The organism is Actinomyces sp. Marseille-P3109 (assembly GCF_900323545.1).
In the GTDB taxonomy this organism is placed as follows: Bacteria; Actinomycetota; Actinomycetes; order Actinomycetales; family Actinomycetaceae; genus Actinomyces.
The window spans coordinates 1,040,871-1,059,260 of sequence record NZ_OOHN01000008.1 but is presented as its reverse complement, the minus strand read 5'-3'; the positions used below and the strand labels follow the sequence as shown (position 1 = coordinate 1,059,260).

General features: G+C 64.3%; 14 protein-coding genes. 8 read left to right on the top strand and 6 right to left on the bottom strand.

The features are described 5' to 3' along the window. The 8 genes from carB to BQ8008_RS04835 all read left to right on the top strand — a co-directional run bounded on the left by carB (position 1) and on the right by BQ8008_RS04835 (position 10,562). Positions 1-3,351 (top strand): carbamoyl-phosphate synthase large subunit, encoded by a 3,351-nt coding sequence (gene carB, locus BQ8008_RS04870; protein WP_108833042.1) that lies wholly within the window; start codon positions 1-3, stop codon positions 3,349-3,351. Further along, entirely contained in the window at positions 3,348-4,232 is an 885-nt protein-coding gene (pyrF, locus tag BQ8008_RS04865) for an orotidine-5'-phosphate decarboxylase (RefSeq protein WP_108833041.1), read from the top strand. The genes carB and pyrF overlap by 4 nt, the downstream gene beginning before the upstream one ends. 120 nt (positions 4,233-4,352) lie before the next feature. After that, complete coding sequence (gene mihF / locus BQ8008_RS04860; protein WP_108833040.1) at positions 4,353-4,664, top strand: integration host factor, actinobacterial type; 312 nt, start codon at positions 4,353-4,355, stop codon at positions 4,662-4,664. A 45-nt stretch (positions 4,665-4,709) separates the two neighbouring features. Beyond that, positions 4,710-5,303: a guanylate kinase gene (gene gmk, locus BQ8008_RS04855; protein ID WP_108834679.1), complete on the top strand. Its 594-nt coding sequence runs from the start codon at positions 4,710-4,712 to the stop codon at positions 5,301-5,303. A 45-nt stretch (positions 5,304-5,348) separates the two neighbouring features. Then, on the top strand, positions 5,349-5,747 hold the full coding sequence (gene rpoZ / locus BQ8008_RS04850) for a DNA-directed RNA polymerase subunit omega (RefSeq protein ID WP_108833039.1): 399 nt from the start codon (positions 5,349-5,351) through the stop codon (positions 5,745-5,747). Between the two features lie 11 nt (positions 5,748-5,758). Continuing rightward, a complete protein-coding gene (gene coaBC / locus BQ8008_RS04845; RefSeq protein ID WP_108833038.1) occupies positions 5,759-7,093 on the top strand; it encodes a bifunctional phosphopantothenoylcysteine decarboxylase/phosphopantothenate--cysteine ligase CoaBC in 1,335 nt (444 codons plus the stop codon). A 68-nt stretch (positions 7,094-7,161) separates the two neighbouring features. Then, positions 7,162-8,367: a methionine adenosyltransferase gene (gene metK, locus BQ8008_RS04840; RefSeq protein WP_108833037.1), complete on the top strand. Its 1,206-nt coding sequence runs from the start codon at positions 7,162-7,164 to the stop codon at positions 8,365-8,367. A gap of 38 nt (positions 8,368-8,405) precedes the next feature. Next, complete coding sequence (locus BQ8008_RS04835; protein ID WP_108833036.1) at positions 8,406-10,562, top strand: primosomal protein; 2,157 nt, start codon at positions 8,406-8,408, stop codon at positions 10,560-10,562. A gap of 48 nt (positions 10,563-10,610) precedes the next feature. Here the strand turns inward: BQ8008_RS04835 and BQ8008_RS04830 are convergent, their stop codons facing one another. The 6 genes from BQ8008_RS04830 to arcC all read right to left on the bottom strand — a co-directional run bounded on the left by BQ8008_RS04830 (position 10,611) and on the right by arcC (position 18,388). Further along, on the bottom strand, positions 10,611-11,336 hold the full coding sequence (locus BQ8008_RS04830; protein WP_234415233.1) for a TetR/AcrR family transcriptional regulator: 726 nt from the start codon (positions 11,334-11,336) through the stop codon (positions 10,611-10,613). 191 nt (positions 11,337-11,527) lie between these two features. Further along, positions 11,528-11,938, bottom strand: coding sequence for a hypothetical protein (locus tag BQ8008_RS13290; RefSeq protein ID WP_159086767.1), 411 nt, complete (start codon positions 11,936-11,938; stop codon positions 11,528-11,530). Positions 11,939-13,093: 1,155 nt separating this feature from the next. Continuing rightward, the gene (locus tag BQ8008_RS04825) at positions 13,094-14,725 is read right to left on the bottom strand and encodes an MFS transporter (RefSeq protein WP_108833035.1); all 1,632 of its coding nucleotides are present in this window, start codon (positions 14,723-14,725) and stop codon (positions 13,094-13,096) included. Between the two features lie 148 nt (positions 14,726-14,873). Beyond that, positions 14,874-15,887 (bottom strand): DMT family transporter, encoded by a 1,014-nt coding sequence (locus BQ8008_RS04820; RefSeq protein WP_108833034.1) that lies wholly within the window; start codon positions 15,885-15,887, stop codon positions 14,874-14,876. 182 nt (positions 15,888-16,069) lie between these two features. Then, positions 16,070-17,197: a serine/threonine protein kinase gene (locus BQ8008_RS04815; RefSeq protein WP_108833033.1), complete on the bottom strand. Its 1,128-nt coding sequence runs from the start codon at positions 17,195-17,197 to the stop codon at positions 16,070-16,072. Between the two features lie 210 nt (positions 17,198-17,407). Further along, on the bottom strand, positions 17,408-18,388 hold the full coding sequence (gene arcC, locus BQ8008_RS04810; protein ID WP_108833032.1) for a carbamate kinase: 981 nt from the start codon (positions 18,386-18,388) through the stop codon (positions 17,408-17,410). Positions 18,389-18,390 lie beyond the last annotated feature (2 nt).

Sequence of the window (18,390 nt, the reverse complement as noted above, 5' to 3'; positions counted from 1 at the left end):
ATGCCCGCTCGCCCCGACATCACCTCCGTCCTCGTCATCGGATCGGGACCCATCGTCATCGGGCAGGCCTGCGAGTTCGACTACTCCGGCACCCAGGCCTGCCGTGTCCTGCGCAACGAGGGCATCCGCGTCATCCTGGTCAACTCCAACCCGGCCACGATCATGACCGATCCGGACATCGCCGATGCCACCTACATCGAGCCGATCACCCCCGAGGTGCTGACCACCATTATCGCCAGGGAACGGCCCGACGCCCTCCTGCCCACCCTGGGCGGGCAGACGGCCCTCAACGCCGCCATGAGCCTGGTCGAGCGCGGTGTGCTCGAGGAGTACGACGTCGAGCTCATCGGTGCTTCCGCCGCGGCCATCAACGCCGGGGAGGACCGCGACGAGTTCAAGGACGTCGTCGAGCGCTGCGGGGCCGAGGTCGCCCGAAGCGTCATCGCCCACAGCATGGACGAGTGCCGCGACGGCGTCGAGGCCCTGGGCGGCTACCCGGTCGTCGTGCGCCCCTCCTTCACCATGGGCGGCCTGGGCAGCGGTGTGGCCTTCGATGACGCCGACCTGCGTCGCATCGCCGGCGCCGGGCTGGCGGCCTCCCGCACCACCGAGGTTCTCCTGGAGGAGTCGATCCTGGGCTGGAAGGAGTACGAGCTCGAGCTCATGCGCGACACCGCCGACAACGTGGTGGTCGTGTGCTCCATCGAGAACGTCGACCCCGTGGGCGTGCACACCGGTGACTCCATCACCGTGGCCCCCGCCCTGACACTGACCGACCGCGAGCTCCAGCGGCTGCGGGACATCGGCATCGCCGTCATCCGCGAGGTCGGGGTCGACACCGGAGGCTGCAACATCCAGTTCGCCGTCAACCCGGCCACCGGTCGGATCATCGTCATCGAGATGAACCCTCGTGTCTCCCGGTCCTCGGCCCTGGCCTCCAAGGCCACCGGCTTCCCGATCGCCAAGATCGCCGCCCGCCTTGCCGTGGGCTACACCCTCGATGAGATCCCCAACGACATCACCGCCTCCACCCCGGCCTCCTTCGAACCGACCCTGGACTACGTGGTCGTCAAGGTTCCGCGCTTCGCCTTCGAGAAGTTCCGGGGCGCCGATCCCAGACTCACCACCACCATGAAGTCGGTTGGGGAGGCCATGGCCATCGGCCGCTCCTACACCGAGGCCCTCCAGAAGGCCATGCGCTCCCTGGACAAGAAGGGCACCGTCTTCCACTGGGACGGCCCGGCTCCCACAGCGCAGCAGACCGCCGAGCTGCTGGAGTCCATAACCACTCCCAGCGAGCACCGTCTGGTCGATCTCCAGCAGGCCGTGCGCGGAGGCGCCACGATCGAGCAGCTCCACGAGGCCACCCGCATCGACCCCTGGTTCCTGGACCAGATGCTGCTCCTCCAAGAAGTGGCCCAAGAAGTCAAGGACTCCGCCGCTCTCACCCCGGAGATCCTGGCCCTGGCCAAGCGCCACGGGTTCTCCGACGTCCAGGTCGCCGCCCTGCGCGGCATCAGTGAGGACACGGTGCGCGAGGTCCGCCACGCCTTCGGCCTGCGGCCTGTTTACAAGACCGTCGACACATGCGCCGCCGAGTTCGCCTCGCGCACCCCCTACCTTTACTCCAGCTACGACCTGGAGACCGAGGTGGAGCCCCGCGAGCGCGAGGCCGTCATCATCCTGGGCTCGGGCCCCAACCGCATCGGCCAGGGCATCGAGTTCGACTACTCCTGCGTCCACGCCGCCATGGCGCTGTCCGAGCGCTACGAGACCGTCATGGTCAACTGCAACCCCGAGACCGTCTCCACCGACTACGACATCTCAGACCGGCTCTACTTCGAACCGCTGACCTTCGAGGACGTCATCGAGGTCTACGAGGCCGAGCTGGCCGCCGGTCCGGTGGTCGGCGTCATCGTCCAGCTCGGTGGGCAGACGCCCCTGTCCCTGGCCGCCAGGCTGGCCGAGGCCGGGGTCCCAGTGCTGGGAACGAGCCCCGAGGCCATCGATGCCGCCGAGGACCGGGAGGCCTTCGGCGTCGTGCTCCAGCGCGCCGGCCTGCCCGCACCGGCGCACGGGACCGCCTTGAGCGACGAGCAGGCCCGCTCGGTGGCTCAGGGCATCGGCTACCCGGTCCTGGTGCGCCCCAGCTACGTGCTGGGCGGACGCGGCATGGAGATCGTCTACGACGCCCAGGGACTCGACGACTACCTCCAGCGCGCCGGTCGTGAGCCCGGAGGCGTCTACGGGACCGGGCCGCTGCTCATCGACCGCTTTCTCGACGACGCCATCGAGATCGACGTCGACGCCCTCTACGACGGGACCGAGCTGTTCCTCGGCGGTGTCATGGAGCACATCGAGGAGGCCGGGATCCACTCTGGCGACTCGGCCTGCGTCATGCCCCCCATGACCCTGTCCGACACGGAGATCGCCCGCATTCGCCGCTCCACTGAGGAGATCGCCGCCGGCGTCGGTGTGCGCGGGCTGCTCAACATCCAGTTCGCCCTCGTCTCCGATGTCCTCTACGTCATCGAGGCCAACCCCAGGGCCTCACGCACGGTCCCCTTCGTCTCGAAGGCATCCGGCGTCCAGCTCGCCAAGGCTGCGGCCCTCATCATGACGGGGGAGACGATCGCCTCGCTCAGGCACTCCGGTCACCTGCCCGAGGCCGACGCCGCCGTCACCGATCCCGATGACCCCATCGCCGTCAAGGAGGCGGTCTTGCCCTTCAGGCGATTCCGCACCACCGAGGGGCGCGTGGTCGACACGATCCTGGGACCCGAGATGCGCTCGACAGGGGAGGTCATGGGCTACGACATCGACTTCCCTCGGGCCTTCGCCAAGTCCCAGGCCGGAGCCTACGGGGGACTCCCCACAGAGGGAACGCTGTTCGTCTCGGTGGCCGACCGGGACAAACGGGCCATCATCCTGCCGGTGGCCCGGCTGGCCGAGCTGGGCTTCACGGTCCTGGCCACCACCGGTACGGCCCAGGTGCTGCGCCGCAACGGTATCGATGCCGTGGCAGTGCGCAAGATCAGTCAGGGTGTCGGCGCCCACGGCGAGCAGACCATCGCGGGACTCATCGAGTCCGGCGCCATCGACATGGTCGTCAACACCCCCAAGGGTCAGGGCGCCCGTGCCGACGGCTACTCCATCCGGGCGGCCACTACTGGTGCTGACCGGCCCATCATCACCACCGTCCAGCAGCTCCAGGCCGCGGTCCAGGCCCTCGAGGCCCAGCTGAGCGGCCCCTTCAAGGTCTGCAGCCTCCAGGAACACATTGACGCCCGTCGGTCACGGCGGGATTCCGCACCTGAGCCCCGCCCCATTGCCGATAAGGAGACCCGATGAGCCCCGCCGAGAACCATCAGTCCAGACGGGCCCCGAGGCCCTTCGGCGCCCGTCTGGCCGACGCCATGGAGGACCAGGGCCCCCTGTGTGTCGGGATCGACCCACATCCGGGCCTGCTCGATTCCTGGGGCCTGACCGACTCGGCCGCGGGACTGAGGGACTTCGCTCTACGGACCGTTGACGCGGTGGGCGGGCGCGTTGCCGCCGTCAAACCGCAGTCCGCCTTCTTCGAGCGCCACGGCAGCGCCGGTATCGCGGTGCTCGAGGAGACGCTGGCGGCCCTGCGCGACGTCGGCACCCTGTCGGTCCTCGACGTCAAGCGCGGCGACATCGGTTCCACGATGGCCGGCTACGCCCAGGCCTACCTGTCCGACGGCGCGCCCCTGGCCGCCGACTCCATCACGGTCTCGCCCTACCTGGGCTACGGTTCTCTCACCCCCGCGCTGGACCTGGCGGAGGCGAACGGGCGGGGCATCTTCGTCCTGGCGCTGACCTCCAACCCCGAGGGGGCCACCGTCCAGCACGCCGTCCGCGGGGACCAGGCGGTGGCTGCCGGCGTCGTAGAGGGAGTGACCGCCTCCAACGCCTCCGCGAGTGGCGAGGGCAGGCTCGGCAGCATCGGGCTGGTCATCGGAGCCACCGTCGGAGAGTCCGTCTCCCGGCTGGGGATCGACCTGCTGCGTGCCAACGGCCCGCTGCTGGCTCCCGGCGTCGGCGCGCAGGGAGCGGGGCCGGCTGAGCTGGAGTCCGTCTTCGGGGCGGCTCGCCGCCAGGTCCTGGCCTCCAGCTCGCGCGGGGTCCTGAAGTCCGGCCCCTCCATCGAGGCGCTGCGGACGGCTGCGCTGGCGGCGACGCACGAGGCTGCCACTGCTCTGCGCTGAGCGTGTGTGCGGGAACACGAAGTCAGTGCCGGAATACCGGTCCCTGCGAATGCGAGTGCACCCAACCCGACTTATGCTTGTGGTGCGGGTCACTGGTATTGGACTGGGGAGGAGACCAGCATGACGCTTCCTACACTGACACCTGAGCAACGAGCTGAGGCGCTGGAAAAGGCCGCTGCGGCGCGATCGCAGCGTGCCCGTATCAAGTCCGAGCTCAAGAGCGGAGAGCTCAAGCTCTCGGAGTTCTTCGCCGCCTCCGAGAGCGACGAGGTTCTGGGCAAGATGAAGGTCAGGGCACTGCTCGTCTCCCTTCCGCGAGTGGGCACCACAACAGCCGACGCCATCCTTGAGGACGTGCATATCGCCGAGTCCCGGCGGGTGCGGGGCCTGGGGGCGAACCAGCGGGCGGCGCTGGTCGAGCGTTTCGGCTGAGACGCCGGGTCGTGCTGGCGGTGCCCGGTAGGTCATCATGTGATCATGACCGACGCCGTTGCCACCGATTCGTCCACCCCCGCCCTTGCTCGCCTGACTGTCCTGGCAGGACCGACAGCGGTGGGCAAGGGCACCGTCGTCACCGAGCTGCGCAGACGTCACCCCGACCTCTTCGTCTCGATCTCCGCCACCACCCGCAAGCCCCGTCCCGGGGAAGTCGACGGCGTGCACTACTACTTCGTCAGCGCCGAGGAGTTCGACTCCCTGGTCGCAACCGGTCAGATGCTGGAGTGGGCACTGGTCCATGGGGCGCACCGTTACGGCACTCCCCGGGGCCCGGTCCAGGACCAGCTTGACGCTGGGCGTCCCGCACTCCTGGAAATCGACCTGGCCGGTGCTCGCCAGGTTCGCGAGGCCATGCCGCAGGCCCGACTCGTCTTCCTCGCACCGCCGAGCTGGGAGGAGCTCGTCAGCAGGCTCGCGGGTCGTGGGACGGAGGGCTCCGAGGAGCAGAATCGGCGCCTGGCCACGGCGCGCACCGAGATGGGCGCGGTCGATGAGTTTGATCATGTCGTCATCAATGACACCGTGGCGAGCGCCACCGCCCAGCTCGAGAGACTCATGGGACTTGGCAGTTAGAATATCCCGGCGCAGCACTATCGAGAATGAACCGGAGGCACCCACATGCTCGGAACCTCTCCCCAGCCCGAGGGCATCACCAATCCGCCGATCGACGACCTTCTGGAGAAGGTCGACTCCAAGTACGGGCTCGTGGTGGAGGCCGCCAAGCGCGCCCGCCAGATCAACACCTACACCCAGCAGCTCGAGGACAACCAGTTCGAGTTCTTCGGGCCGCTGGTCGACTCCGAAGTCGGAGAGAAGTCACTCGGCATCGCCCTGCGGGAGATCGCCGAGGACAAGCTCGAGGTCATTCCCGGGGACATCGCCCGAGCCCGCCGCGCCGAGGCAGAGGAGGCCCGTCGCGCTGCCGAGGCCGACATGTTCAGCGACATCTCCCTGGACGCCCCTGTCTCCCTCGAGGAGGGGGAGACGACCACCAGCCTCGACGACATCCAGTTCTGAGTCACGCTCGCATGGACGAGCTGCACACTGCTGTGAGTGGACGCGCCGCGACCGCCCCCCGGGCACCGCGGCGCGTCGTCGTCGGCGTGGCCGGGTCCATCGCCGCCTACAAGGCCCCCTTCGTCATTCGTCTGCTGCGCCAGGCGGGGCACGAGGTCAAGGTGGTGGCCACCGAGTCGGCGCTGCGATTCATCGGGGCGCCGGCACTGGCGGCAGTCAGTGGCCAGACCGTGTCCACTGGCGTCTTCGACGATCCAGCGGCGGTCGAGCACGTGGCCGTGGCCGAGTGGGCTGAGCTCGTCCTGGTCGCGCCGGCATCGGCGGATCTGCTGGCAAGGGTGCGTGCCGGCCGGGCCGACGACCTGCTCACCGCGACGATTTTGGCGACCGAGGCCCCCGTCGTCCTGGCTCCGGCCATGCACACCCAGATGTGGCTCAACCCCGCTACCCGAGACAATGTCTCCGTGCTGCGCGGACGTGGCCTGACGGTTATCGAGCCCGACTCCGGCCCCCTGACCGGCAAGGACTCCGGAGTGGGGCGCATGCCCGAGCCCGAGCAGATCGTCTCCCGGGCCCTGGCTGTCCTGCGACAGCCGGAGCACGGGGATCACGACGCTGTCGCCTCGACGGAGGTGACCGGGAGCCTTGAGGGACGGCACGTCGTCGTCTCCGCCGGCGGCACGCGCGAGCCCATCGACCCGGTGCGGTACCTCGGCAACCGTTCCTCCGGTCGCCAGGGCTGCGCGCTGGCGACGGCCGCCGTCGAGCAGGGCGCCCGCGTCACTCTGGTGCAGGCGCATGTTGCTTCGGACCTGCTTGACGCTCTGCCGCCGAGTGTCTCCGTCGTCTCCGCCAGTACCGCCCGTGAGATGCTCCACGTCGTGCGTGAGGCCGCCCGCGATGCCGACGCCGTCATCATGTCCGCCGCCGTCGCCGACTACCGGCCCGTCACGGTGGCCGCCACCAAGATCAAGAAGCACCCGCCGTCTGCGCCGGATCACCCGGGCGAGCCCTCGACATCGATCCAGCTCACCTCCAATCCGGACATTCTGGCCGGACTGGTGAAGGATCCGCCTCGGGCCGGTCAGATCGTCGTCGGGTTCGCCGCCGAGACCGGGGACGGCGACGGCGACGTGCTCTTCCACGGCGCCGCCAAGGCTCGTCGTAAGGGAGCCCACCTCCTGGCGGTCAACGCGGTGGGGGAGGACCTCGGCTTCGGCGACGTCCCCAACGCGATCGTGGTCCTGGATGCCCAGGGCGCGGAGGTCGCCCGTGGGCAGGGCAGCAAGCTGGAGGTCGCCCGTCTCCTCATCCGCCTCACTGCGGACCTGATGAGCGGTTCCTGAAAGCCTGCGGTGCACTTTCGTGGGTAACGCCACCACGGATCGGTGCGGGTGGTGACTACGATGGACGCGTGAGTTCCTCCTTGCGTCTGTTCACCTCCGAGTCAGTCACCGAAGGACACCCGGACAAGATCTGTGACCGCGTCTCTGATGCCATTCTTGACGCCATCCTCGAGCAGGACCCCACCGCGCGCGTCGCAGTCGAGACCATGGTGACGACCGGCCTGGTGCACGTGGCCGGAGAAGTGACCACCGAGCGGGCCTACGTCGAGATCCCCGAGATCGTACGCCGAGAGATCTCAGCCATCGGCTATACCTCCTCGGACGTCTGCTTCGACGCCCGCTCCTGCGGGGTCTCGGTGTCGATCGGCCAGCAGTCCCCGGACATCGCCGCCGGAGTCGACAAGTCCCTTCAGGCCCGCCAGGACACCGGAGACATCGACCCCCTCGACCTGCAGGGCGCCGGCGACCAGGGACTCATGTTCGGATACGCCTGCGATGACACCGCGGCCCTCATGCCGCTGCCCATCCACCTGGCGCACCGTCTGGCGGAGCGGCTGGCACTGGTGCGCAAGCAGGGGATCGTGCCGGGTCTGCGGCCCGATGGCAAGACCCAGGTGACGATCGGGTACGACGGCCAGCGCCCTGTGAGCCTGGAGAACCTGGTCATCTCCACCCAGCACGACGAGGACCGCACCCGTGCGTGGCTCACCGATGCTCTCCAGGCCGAGGTCATCGCTCCGGTGCTGGAGGCCGAGGCCGAGGCGGGCACCGAGCTCTTCACCGCCGGCGCCGAGGTCCTCATCAACCCTTCGGGGCAGTTCGTCATCGGCGGCCCGGTGGGTGACGCAGGTCTGACGGGACGCAAGATCATCGTGGACACCTATGGGGGCATGGCCCGTCACGGCGGGGGAGCCTTCTCCGGTAAGGACCCCTCGAAGGTGGACCGCTCCGCCAGCTACGCCATGCGCTGGGTCGCCAAGAACGTCGTCGCCGCAGGACTGGCCAGGCGCTGCGAGATCCAGGTCGCCTACGCCATCGGCTCGGCCCATCCGGTGGGTATCTACGTGGAGACCTTCGGCACGGCCGCCGTTCCCGAGGAGCGCATCTTGGCGGCCGTCAATGAGGTCTTCGACCTGCGCCCTGCGGCGATCGTACGGGACCTCGACCTGCTGCGCCCCATTTATCGCGCCACCAGTGCCTACGGACACTTCGGGCGTCCCGGCTTCACCTGGGAGGTCACCGACCGCGTCGAGGCACTGCGTCAGGCCATCTGAGCCCTGCCACCATCCGGCGAGACCCTTCCAGAGGCTGTATGGCAACCGGGTACGACGACGGTGCTCCCATCCTCGGTGAGCCGACCGGACTCACGCGTCGTTCCGAGGTGAACAAGCAGGGTGAGCTGCTGGACCCGCCTGAGCCCGGCGAGCGCACGGTAACGGTCGCAGGTGTCACCGACCCTGTTGCCAGAGTTCTTCTGGACTCTCCCGTACCGCACCTCGACCGTACCTTCGACTACCTGGTCCCTGTGGCGATGGCGCAGGAGGCTCGTCCCGGGACCCGTGTGATCGTCCGCTTCGGCGAGCAGGAGATGCGGGGGTGGATCTGGGAGCGGGGAACTACGACGACGCACATCGGTCGGCTCTCAGCGCTGCGCCGCGTGGTCTCGGATCTCCAGGTCCTGCCGGAGAGCTCTCGCCGGCTCATCGAGGCCGTCGCCGCTCGCAGCGCCGGGACACGCTCCGACGTCGTTCGTCTGGCGCTTCCCGCCAGGCACGCCACCACTGAGAAGTCCGAGCGGGGCAAGGCCCCGCAGGACCTGGTCACCTGGAATCCTCCTACGTCCGAGTGCGGCTGGCAGCACTATGACGGAGGGGAGAGCTTCCTGGCCCGGCTGGTGGACGGCGAAGCCCCAAGGGCGGCCTGGCGCGCGCTGCCGGCACGCGGTAGGTCTCCCGGCGCGTCGCGGTCCAGGAGCGATGGTCGTGACGACAACAAGCAGGGGGCCGTGATCGAGCCGTGGCAGGTGTGCCTGGCTCGTGCGGTGCAGGCCACGTTGGCGAGCTCCCGGGGAGCGGTCATCGTGGTGGCGACGACGGAGCAGGCTGAGGGCCTGGCAGGCAGGCTTCGCCAGGAGCTGGGAGAGGAGCCGGTCGTCGTGCTCTCGGCCGAGCACGGTCCGGCCCGACGCTATCGGGCCTTCCTGGCTCTGCTGCTTGGACGTGCCCGGGTGGTGATAGGGACCCGGGCGGCAGCCTTCGCCCCGGTGCGACGTCTGGGCCTGGCGGTCATCTGGGACGATGCGGACAATCGGTTGGCCGAGCCCCACGCTCCTTACACCCATACGCGCACGGTGCTGGCACTGCGATCCACTCTTGAGGGCGCCGGCCTGCTCATCGGTGGGTTCTGCCGTTCCGTGGAGACCCAGTCACTGGTGGAGCAGGGCTGGTGCCAGGACCTGATGGCTGAGCGGCAGATGGTGCGCAGTGCGGTGCCTCGCACCGAGGTGCCGGGACCGGCTGAGCTGGACCGGGAGGGCGCCTCCGGGGCGGCCCGGATCCCATCGCTGGCGCACCGCGCGCTGCGGCACGCTCTCCAGGAGGGACCGGTCCTCATCCAGGTCCCGCGTTCCGGCTACGCGCCACTGGTGGCCTGTGCGCGCTGCCGTGCTGCCGCCCACTGCTCGTTCTGCGGGGGGCCGTTGTCGATGGACCGCCAGGGCCGCACGACCTGCCGATGGTGCGCTCGGTCGGTGGGGCAGTGGACCTGCCCGGAGTGCGGTGGCCACGCCCTGAGGATGGTGGCGGTTGGCTCCACGCGCACGGGGGAGGAGCTCGGACGAGCCTTTCCCGGTATCCCCGTGGTGGTCTCGGGGGCCCGGGAGGCCCACGGTGTCGTGGACGAGGTGGACGGCTCCCCGCGTCTCGTCGTATCCACACCCGGGGCTGAACCGGTGGCCGAGGGAGGATACCGGGCTGTGCTGCTGCTGGACGGCGGCGTCCTATCCTCACGGCCCGATCTGGGAGCTGCCGGTGAGGCACTGCGACAGTGGACGAATGCCGCGGTGCTGGCGGCGCCGTCGGCACGCGTCATTCTTCTGGGAAGACCGGATCCGGTGGTGGCACAGGCACTGGTGAGATGGGATCACGCGGGATTCGCCCGCAGGGAGCTGATCGAGAGGGCTGAACTGCATCTGCCGCCGGCGTGGCGGGTGGCACGCCTGGATGGACCGGTGCGTGGTGTGGAGTCTCTCCTGGCTCAGGCCGAGGCAGATGGTTTTGAGGTGCTGGGACCGGTGGCGCCACCACCGGTTCACGGTCAGGTGGCCCCTGGCGGGGCCAGGGCACTGGTGCGCGCTCCGCTGACACGTGGCCGAGCGCTTGCGAACATGCTCGGGGTAAGACTGCGTGACCGGTCGGCCCGGCGGGAGGAACCGGTGCGAGTTGAGATGGATCCCACCCGTTTGTGGTGAGTCAGCCAGCAGAAGCGGCAGGGCACCCACACCAGTGAAACGGTGGTCCTAGCGGGTGCTGCTACTCGCCTTCACTGCCGCAGGCAGTGTCGCATTGGCTGCGGCAGCGCCCACCGCGGCACCAGGCACTTGGAAGGACGGCATGCCGTGGGCCAGGGAAATGAGATCAGTCAGCAGTCCCGCCGCGGTGGACTTGACGTTCCATCCTTCACTGAGGGCGGTGACGGCCGCACCGTCGACGACTGCGATGACCATCTCCGGCTCCAGCGGGCTGTCCAGCTGACGTAGGACACGGCGCAACGCAACGTTGAGGCGTTGCCGACCTTGACGATAGGCCTGTTTGACCGGGGCCGCCTGGCTCGCCGAGATGAGTTGGAGGTAGTGACCGAAGTAGCCGCCATGAGCCGGCAGTGTCGCCTGCAGGATGAAGCGGACTCTTTGGGACAGGTCCGGAACTCCTTTGAAGGCCTCCACCCGGTCCGCGACTCGCTCGGCACGCGAGGCCCACAGTCCGATGTTGACCAGTCCGGCTTGGTGCAGGAGGTCCTCCAGGCCATCGAAGTAGTAGGTTGTCGCAGACAGGGAGCAACCGGCCCTCTTGGCGACGCTACGGTGGCTGACTGCCGAGGGACCCGACTCGCGGATAATGGCGGCCGCAGCATCGATGATGGCCTGGCGGCGATCCTCACCTCGCGGAGTAACCCGAACCTCTGAACGAGAGCGCGTGCGAGCAGGGGTATTGTCATTGACGGCGTCTGTATGGGTGTCAGCCATACCCCTCATCCTACGACCACTGCACCGTCTTGTCCGTAACAAGACGGTGATAATTACCTCGCATGAAGGACTGACTCGAAGCTCACACTAAATTTATGATTTTCATCAATCACATCCAGAACCTAAAATAATGCGTGCTTGAGCATGTGAGTGACTGCCATCATCTCACACAGGAGATGCCGCAGGAAGGATCACTGAGCTTCACATTCCGTAATTATGCCGTTCACTTCTTTGAACTGGATACCTTTACCTCCGGCAGTGCAGTTTCTCACTGCTGTCTGATTCTTCCAGGCCCACCCGAAAACAATCCCAGTGGCCGCTCCAATCTGCCAATTCTTAGACCTAGAAGTCAAGATACTTGTAAAGCCTGCAGCATCCTTTACGTCACTATATGCATCAACAAGCTCCCTGGCCTTACAGGAATCGAGCTTTACTTGCCACGTTTCTCCCCCTGTAAGAGGATTCACAGACTCAATAGTTCGTCCAGTTGCTCCATTGCAGACCTCGGCTTCCGCTATCGGCTGCGCCATTGCACAGACACCACCAGCAAAAGCGAGAATACTAGCAGTTGCCACAGCAATTCTCTTCGTTCCAAGCATCATGATTCCTCTCATTCAAACGTGAGTCGGATGATGGTGGGGGAGGAGCGCTTCTCGGTATTCGAGGCTACAGTGACGCATCACTCTTCGCAACCCGGTTTAGCTTCAGCAACCGGTAGACATCAAGAGAGATTACCGCCATCACAGGGAAAAGCACCAACATGAACTAACTTGAACTGCAGTGCTTGCGTCGCGCGCCTGAATCTACGAACTGCGCACTTTCCTCTGCAATATCAGTTGAAACAAGATCTGCGTGACGACGGCACATGAATCGTGCAACAAATGTTGATTGTATGCTTCACATGTAATGTCGTACAACTAAAATTTGTGTTGCCGGTTGGTTGCTGACCTAATTAGTAACCGTTCATGTGGCTCGCAAGCCGACGGACAACTACTCGTTCCTGGAGATCGGCAAGGGCGTCACCTTTGAGAATGAAGCAGAAGCCTCATGCGCATGGTGAAGACGAACAAAGCTGCGGTGGTTGACAGTAGTGATGGTTCTGGGGCGGAGGGGACATGTCTAAAGAACTTGAGAAGCACTTGATCAACGCACTGGGCCTCTCAACGGGCGCTCCTATTGAGTCGATCATCTGGTTGCGTCACCTGGTACTGGGATTCTTGGTCGGGATCATGTTGCAGATACCGACGCCTGCGCAGCTGGAGCAGAGCGTGTGCTCAGGCATCGGCCCCCCTCCATGCGGTGCCCCGGGCAGAAAACAAACTCGGCAGGTTTACCGGCTCTTCGCGTTTGAGGGTGCAGTAGCCAGCGCCCATTGATCTGTTCGGGTGGGTTTGGTGGGGGCGTCGCTGCATCAGGTGGGGATCAAGGCCCAGTGATGTCGGAGAGCCGCTAAGACAACCCGGCACGAGGACCTCGACATGCCTGAGACAACCTTCTAGCGCTCTGCTCTAACGACCTTCCTGGGTCCGGACGCCCTGGGACTGACCGCGGAGGACCAGTTCCTCACCCCTGGGGCGGGCGGTTGTGGAGTGCCATGCCCATTGTCTTTGACGACCACAGGCCCTGTGGCGCCCTGGGATCGGAGTCCATGTCGCTGTCAGACCGACAGTACCGCGACCCCCACCCAAGCCGAGCAGACCATCACCAACGATCCGGACCGATTTACAGGCACACACATAATCAGCATGTGTCAATGTTCAAGAACCAGTATTTGACTCGGTTAGTTCTGATCCATGAATCGTGCGAGACATGAAGATAGCCACCATGGCAAACAACGCAATAACGGTAAGATAGACTGCAGGGGCTAGCGGGGATCCAGTGACTTTGATGAGCCAGGTGACGATAAATGGTGTCGTTCCCCCAAGAATTGCATTGGCTCCATTAAAGGACAGAGCGAAACCGGAGTAGCGTACATTGGTCGGGAAGGATTCTGCCAAGAAGGTGGCCAGCGTTCCATCATTCGCAGTCAGAGCGATAGCAAACACGATCTGACACAGAACAACAGCTATGAACATGCCAGCAACCCTGGTCATTATAAGGAAAAGTGGAATGGTCAGCACGAGAAATGCGACGCAGGCAGCAATAAGCATCTGTCGGCGTCCGAAAGAGTCGGACAGATGACCCATAATAAATATTGATCCAATGTAGACCACAAGCATTATAGACGTCGCCAGCGTGGCAGTATCCTGTGAGAACCCCAGTTCTTCGTGGACATAAGTTGGCATGTAACTCAGCAGCATATAGAAGGCAACTGCATTGAGGCAAGAAACGCCAAATGTGATGGCAGTGTCCCGGCGATGATTAGTTAGAAGCTCCTGAATAGATTCGGGCAGAATGAATATCAGTAAAGCGACAATAAGATTTCGTCGTTGTCCTCGTTGATCAGTTACGCGAACAGCAAAGGAGACTGCACAGATGTAAGCAAAGATGCCGCATACGACGACAACAAAAGCGGTCCTCCTATCTAAGCCGAGCCCCCTTTGCATATAACTTGGAAGATATGCAAGTATGGCATAAAACGCGGTTGCGTGAACTAATACAGCCACCAGGGATATAACTATCCCGCGACGGTGACGGCCCATACGCTGAAATATAGAAGTAGTCGACTTCGTCGACTTTGCTGCCTGCGGTAGTTCTGCACGCATCTCCTGGTAGGCAGGGGAGTCCTCCAGGTGAACCCGAATGTAGCGACCAACGAGTCCCAGGGGACCGGCTAAAAGAAAGGGAATGCGCCATCCCCACGTGTTCATCGCTCCGTCGCTCAGGACCGAAAACATTCCTGTGACCATGAGAGAGCCGGCAAGCAATCCGCATGCAGTGGACGCAGGAACCAGAGACGTGTATATTCCACGACGAGAAGGGGGCGCGTACTCAGCTAGGAAGGTTCCAGCGCCCGCGTATTCTCCTGATGCGGAGAACCCTTGAATCATTCGCAGTAGAAGAAGGCTGATGGCGCCTGCCACACCTATAGCTGAGTATGTGGGAAGAAGGCCGATGAAAAAGGTCGATCCTGACATGATGAGAATCGACCATGATAGGGCCCAGCGACGACCCCACCGATCTCCCCAGGCTCCCCAGACAACAGCTCCGATGGGCCGCAAAATGAACGACATGGCGAATACTGCATATGTCGACATCAACCGAACAGACTTATCAGCCTCGGGGAAGAAGGCAAGGCCGATGACGGTAGCCAAGTAGCCGTACGAGGCATAGTCGAACCACTCGATGAAGTTTCCGATGAAACTCGCTTTTGCTGCGCGTCTCAGCGCAAGACTGCGTTCGGGATCGGAGTGATAGTCGTTCATGCTTCTTGGGTGGACATTACTCATGGCCTATGGCTCCGGCTCGGTCATCGTGGGTATCGACGGTGTCTATGATCTCATGTATCTGCAGATTGTGTGGACGGTTGCCGCTCGTTCCTGTCTGCCCACGACCCGGCTTCTCACCGGGTCGTGGGCAGACAGGAACGCTTTGTGCTCAGGCCTCGGACGAGCGGGACTTCCGAGTGACGGCGTCCAGAATGATGGGCGCCAGCCCTCCTCCGACAATGAGAAGACCTCCGACCATTCCCACAGGAGTGAGCTTCTCTCCCCAGACGATGAGGCCGCACAGAATGGCGACCGGACACTCCCAGTAGGAGATCGTCGAGTACTCCACAGCGGGAAGATTACGTCCAGCAACGACCAGGAATCCCAGCGCGAACAGGCCGCAGATGAGGAAGAGGGCGACTGCCCACATCCAGTTGGTGGCGGTGAAGGACGAGACGCCGTGCCATGGCTTCAGAATGACTGACATCGCAAATGTAGCAGAGGCGGCCCAGAAGAAGTTCCAGACGCCTCGTACAACCGAGTCAACGTCCTTGCGATATCCATAGAAGAACATCGCCAGACCGTAGAAGACTCCTGATAGTAGGCCAAGAAGGTCTCCCAATTTCTTCTGCGGAAACTCGGGGGACGAGGCCGACAGATCCAGCCCGAAGGTCAGACTTCCGTTCTTGAAGTCGATGATGCCGATGGTCAGCAGCATGCCGACGAACACCAGAGACAGGAAAATTCCAGAAAGCACGCTGATCTTCTCCTTGCGGAAAATGCGTGCCAGCAGCGCACAGAACAGAGGTCCTGTGTAGATGAGGAAGACGGCATTGGCGATCGACGTCATCAACGTCGAGGAGATGTAGCAGCCCAGGGACAGGCCGATGGCCACTCCTCCCAGGATCACGGTTGCGCTCAGGCGGGTGCGCCGGAACAAGCCGATCTTCCTGGTGAGAACGAGGATGAGAATGAAGCCGAGCAGCCCAACGGTCATACGCCCGAAGGCCAGGAACGATCCGATGACGGACTTGTCGGCGGGCTCGAGACCGGCGGTTGTACCGCGGCTGATGGTGCCAACCAAGCCCATTCCGGTGGCGGAGAGAAGCATGGCAATAGCACCAAGCTTCTTGTTCATCACGTACTCTGTGACAGAGGATTCAGCGGACGAAGTCTGTGACATGGTAGTTGTGTCTCCTGAGTTCTTCCCGGCATGCACAGCAGGTCGGCATCATTGCCGGTCATCATGCGGTCAGGTCGGTCGTCACCAGCTCCACGGAGAGTCCGAGGACCGCGCTGAGCATAGCCGAGAACGGTGCGGGGCGGCAGCCCGATCCATGAGCCACCGCCCCGCACTCTTTGAGATCAGACCAGAGTCGGGTCAGCGACCTGGTTGGGGAAGTAGTCCTCGCAGCCACCCTCGCGGTACACGTCCGCCGTCGCGCAGTGGAGACCACCGCCGAAGGCGTAGGCGTCACGGAAGGGGACCGGGATGACGTTCATGCCCAGCTTGTCCATCTGCTCCATCTGGTGGACCTCACTGGCCTCGACACACACGGTCTTGTGGTCGATGACGAGGCAGTTCATGGACAGCCAGACGGAGGAGTAGCACAGCGGCGGCGGAACCTCGTGGGCCGGGGGAGCGGCGTCGACGATCTGCCAGTCGTTGGCCTCGAAGATCTTGCGCTGCTCCTCGGGCAGGCGGCGGTGCGGGTTGTTGATGATCAGCCCGGGCCGCAGCGGCACGAAGGTGGCGTCGATGTGGATCGGGTAGGGGTCGCCGGGGAAGTTCACCGCGTGCACCCGCAGGTCGGGGTAGTAGCGCTTGAACCACTCCATCGCCTTGCGGTTGGTGGTCAGACCGTGCTGGATGAACAGGTCCTTACCCACACGCATGACGTCGGCTGCGTCCCACATCGGCTCAAACTCAGTGGTCACGAAGTCCTTGGCGGCGGTGCGCTCGAGGCGCTCCTCCAGGGAGATCTTCTCGTCGTAGTAGTTGTGCTTGTAGGACTTGTCCGTCAGCCGAGGACGAGGCGCCTGGGTCCACTTGAACTCCGGGTCCTCCTCGAAGTACTGGTTCATGAGGGGCCAGTAGGCGAGATACTCGAAGTAGCGGCAGCGGAACGAGTTGGCCGAGGCCATGATCTCCTCACCGATGGTGAGCAGGATGTCGCGCGGGGGCATCTGGGTGAAGCCCGACTCCGTGCGGAAGTCAGGCGTCTGGATGGCCTGGTTCCACTGCAGCGGCGTGGGCCGGTCCACCTTGACGCCCAGTCCCTCGAGGATCTTGACGTAGTTGTCAAGCTGCTCGTTGGCGGCCTCGACGGTGGCGGTGGGGCGGGGGCCCCACATGCCGCGCATCTCGGAGTCAATCGGCACCTTCTCGGAGGTGGCCGGCTCCTCGGGAGGAATAACCGAGAAGTCCGCGCGGCCGACGATGACGTGCTTGAGCGGGTCGAAATCGTTCCAAGAGTTGACGATCTTCGTCATGAGTAAGTCACTCCTTTGTGCTCGTTGTGTGGTGTGTGAATTGAGACAGGTAAGTGTGTCTGTGGTTCAACACTGTCATTCTACTCTGAAGGAACCTCAAAAGTGGCCGTAGGAGTAACTGTGTAAAAGAATGATAGCTGAACCATGGCATGGTCATATGTGGTCGACGGTTCTCACCACCTCCTTGAAGGACCGATGCCGTCGCTCTGGTCAGGCCCTGCGAATGCGGGTGTCGATTTGCTCGGGAATCGGGGGACGAATATCGTCGGGACCACCGTAGTTGCCTCCGGGGGTCACGATAGTCCCTGCCTGGCCCTCAATGATGGAAACGGCGTCCTCAAGACGTCCGATTGCCGCCATGTCTCCGGTCAGCTCAACAAATCGGCACACTGCCTCGACCTTTGGTCCCATGGATCCACTGGGAAGACCCATCGCGCGCAGCGCTGCCGGCGTCGCCCGCGGGACCTGCTTCTGGTTCTCGGTTCCGAAGTCCTCAAACACGCCGTCGACGTCGGTGAGGATGAGAAGCGCATCAGCCTCCAGCGCCTCGGCCAGGACCGATGCGGTGAGGTCCTTGTCGATGACGGCCTCGATGCCCTTGAGCTTTCCTTCGGAGCTGCGGATGACGGGGACGCCGCCTCCACCGGAGCAAACAACGACGGCTCCGGCATCCAGGAGCGTGCGCACCAGGCGGGTCTCGATGACGCGTTGCGGCTTGGGGGAGCCGACGACGCGACGGTAGTGATCGCCATCGGGCTTGACCACCCAGCCCCGTTCCTCGGCCAGTCTCTCCGCCTCCTCCTTGGTGTAGACCTCACCGACGAACTTTGTGGGGTTGGAGAAGGCGGGATCGCCGGCCAGGACCAGGGTCTGGTTGACCATCGCGGCCACATGGCGCCCTGGTAGGGCGTTCTGCATGGCCTGAAGCAGCCAGTAGCCGATCATGCCCTGGGTCTGAGCACCGAGGGTGTCGAAGGGGTAGGGCTCCGAGAGGCGCTCGTCGTTAGCGGACTGCAGGGCCAGGACACCCACCTGAGGGCCGTTGCCGTGGGTGAGGACCAGCTCGTGCTTCTCTGCCAGCTTCGCCAGCTCACGAGCCGCCACCTCGACATTGTGGATCTGAGTGCTGGCGTCGGGCTTATCGCCCCTGCGCAGCAAGGCGTTTCCGCCGAGGGCAACAACAATTCTCACGG

Coding starts and splice junctions, on each gene's coding strand:
- rpoZ (WP_108833039.1), top strand. CDS start 5,349: ATGCTCGGAACCTCTCCCCAGCCCGAGGGCATCACCAATCCGCCGATC.
- pyrF (WP_108833041.1), top strand. CDS start 3,348: ATGAGCCCCGCCGAGAACCATCAGTCCAGACGGGCCCCGAGGCCCTTC.
- carB (WP_108833042.1), top strand. CDS start 1: ATGCCCGCTCGCCCCGACATCACCTCCGTCCTCGTCATCGGATCGGGA.
- gmk (WP_108834679.1), top strand. CDS start 4,710: ATGACCGACGCCGTTGCCACCGATTCGTCCACCCCCGCCCTTGCTCGC.
- BQ8008_RS13290 (WP_159086767.1), bottom strand. CDS start 11,938: ATGATGCTTGGAACGAAGAGAATTGCTGTGGCAACTGCTAGTATTCTC.
- BQ8008_RS04825 (WP_108833035.1), bottom strand. CDS start 14,725: ATGAGTAATGTCCACCCAAGAAGCATGAACGACTATCACTCCGATCCC.
- BQ8008_RS04835 (WP_108833036.1), top strand. CDS start 8,406: ATGGCAACCGGGTACGACGACGGTGCTCCCATCCTCGGTGAGCCGACC.
- BQ8008_RS04815 (WP_108833033.1), bottom strand. CDS start 17,197: ATGACGAAGATCGTCAACTCTTGGAACGATTTCGACCCGCTCAAGCAC.
- BQ8008_RS04830 (WP_234415233.1), bottom strand. CDS start 11,336: ATGGCTGACACCCATACAGACGCCGTCAATGACAATACCCCTGCTCGC.
- mihF (WP_108833040.1), top strand. CDS start 4,353: ATGACGCTTCCTACACTGACACCTGAGCAACGAGCTGAGGCGCTGGAA.
- coaBC (WP_108833038.1), top strand. CDS start 5,759: ATGGACGAGCTGCACACTGCTGTGAGTGGACGCGCCGCGACCGCCCCC.
- BQ8008_RS04820 (WP_108833034.1), bottom strand. CDS start 15,887: ATGTCACAGACTTCGTCCGCTGAATCCTCTGTCACAGAGTACGTGATG.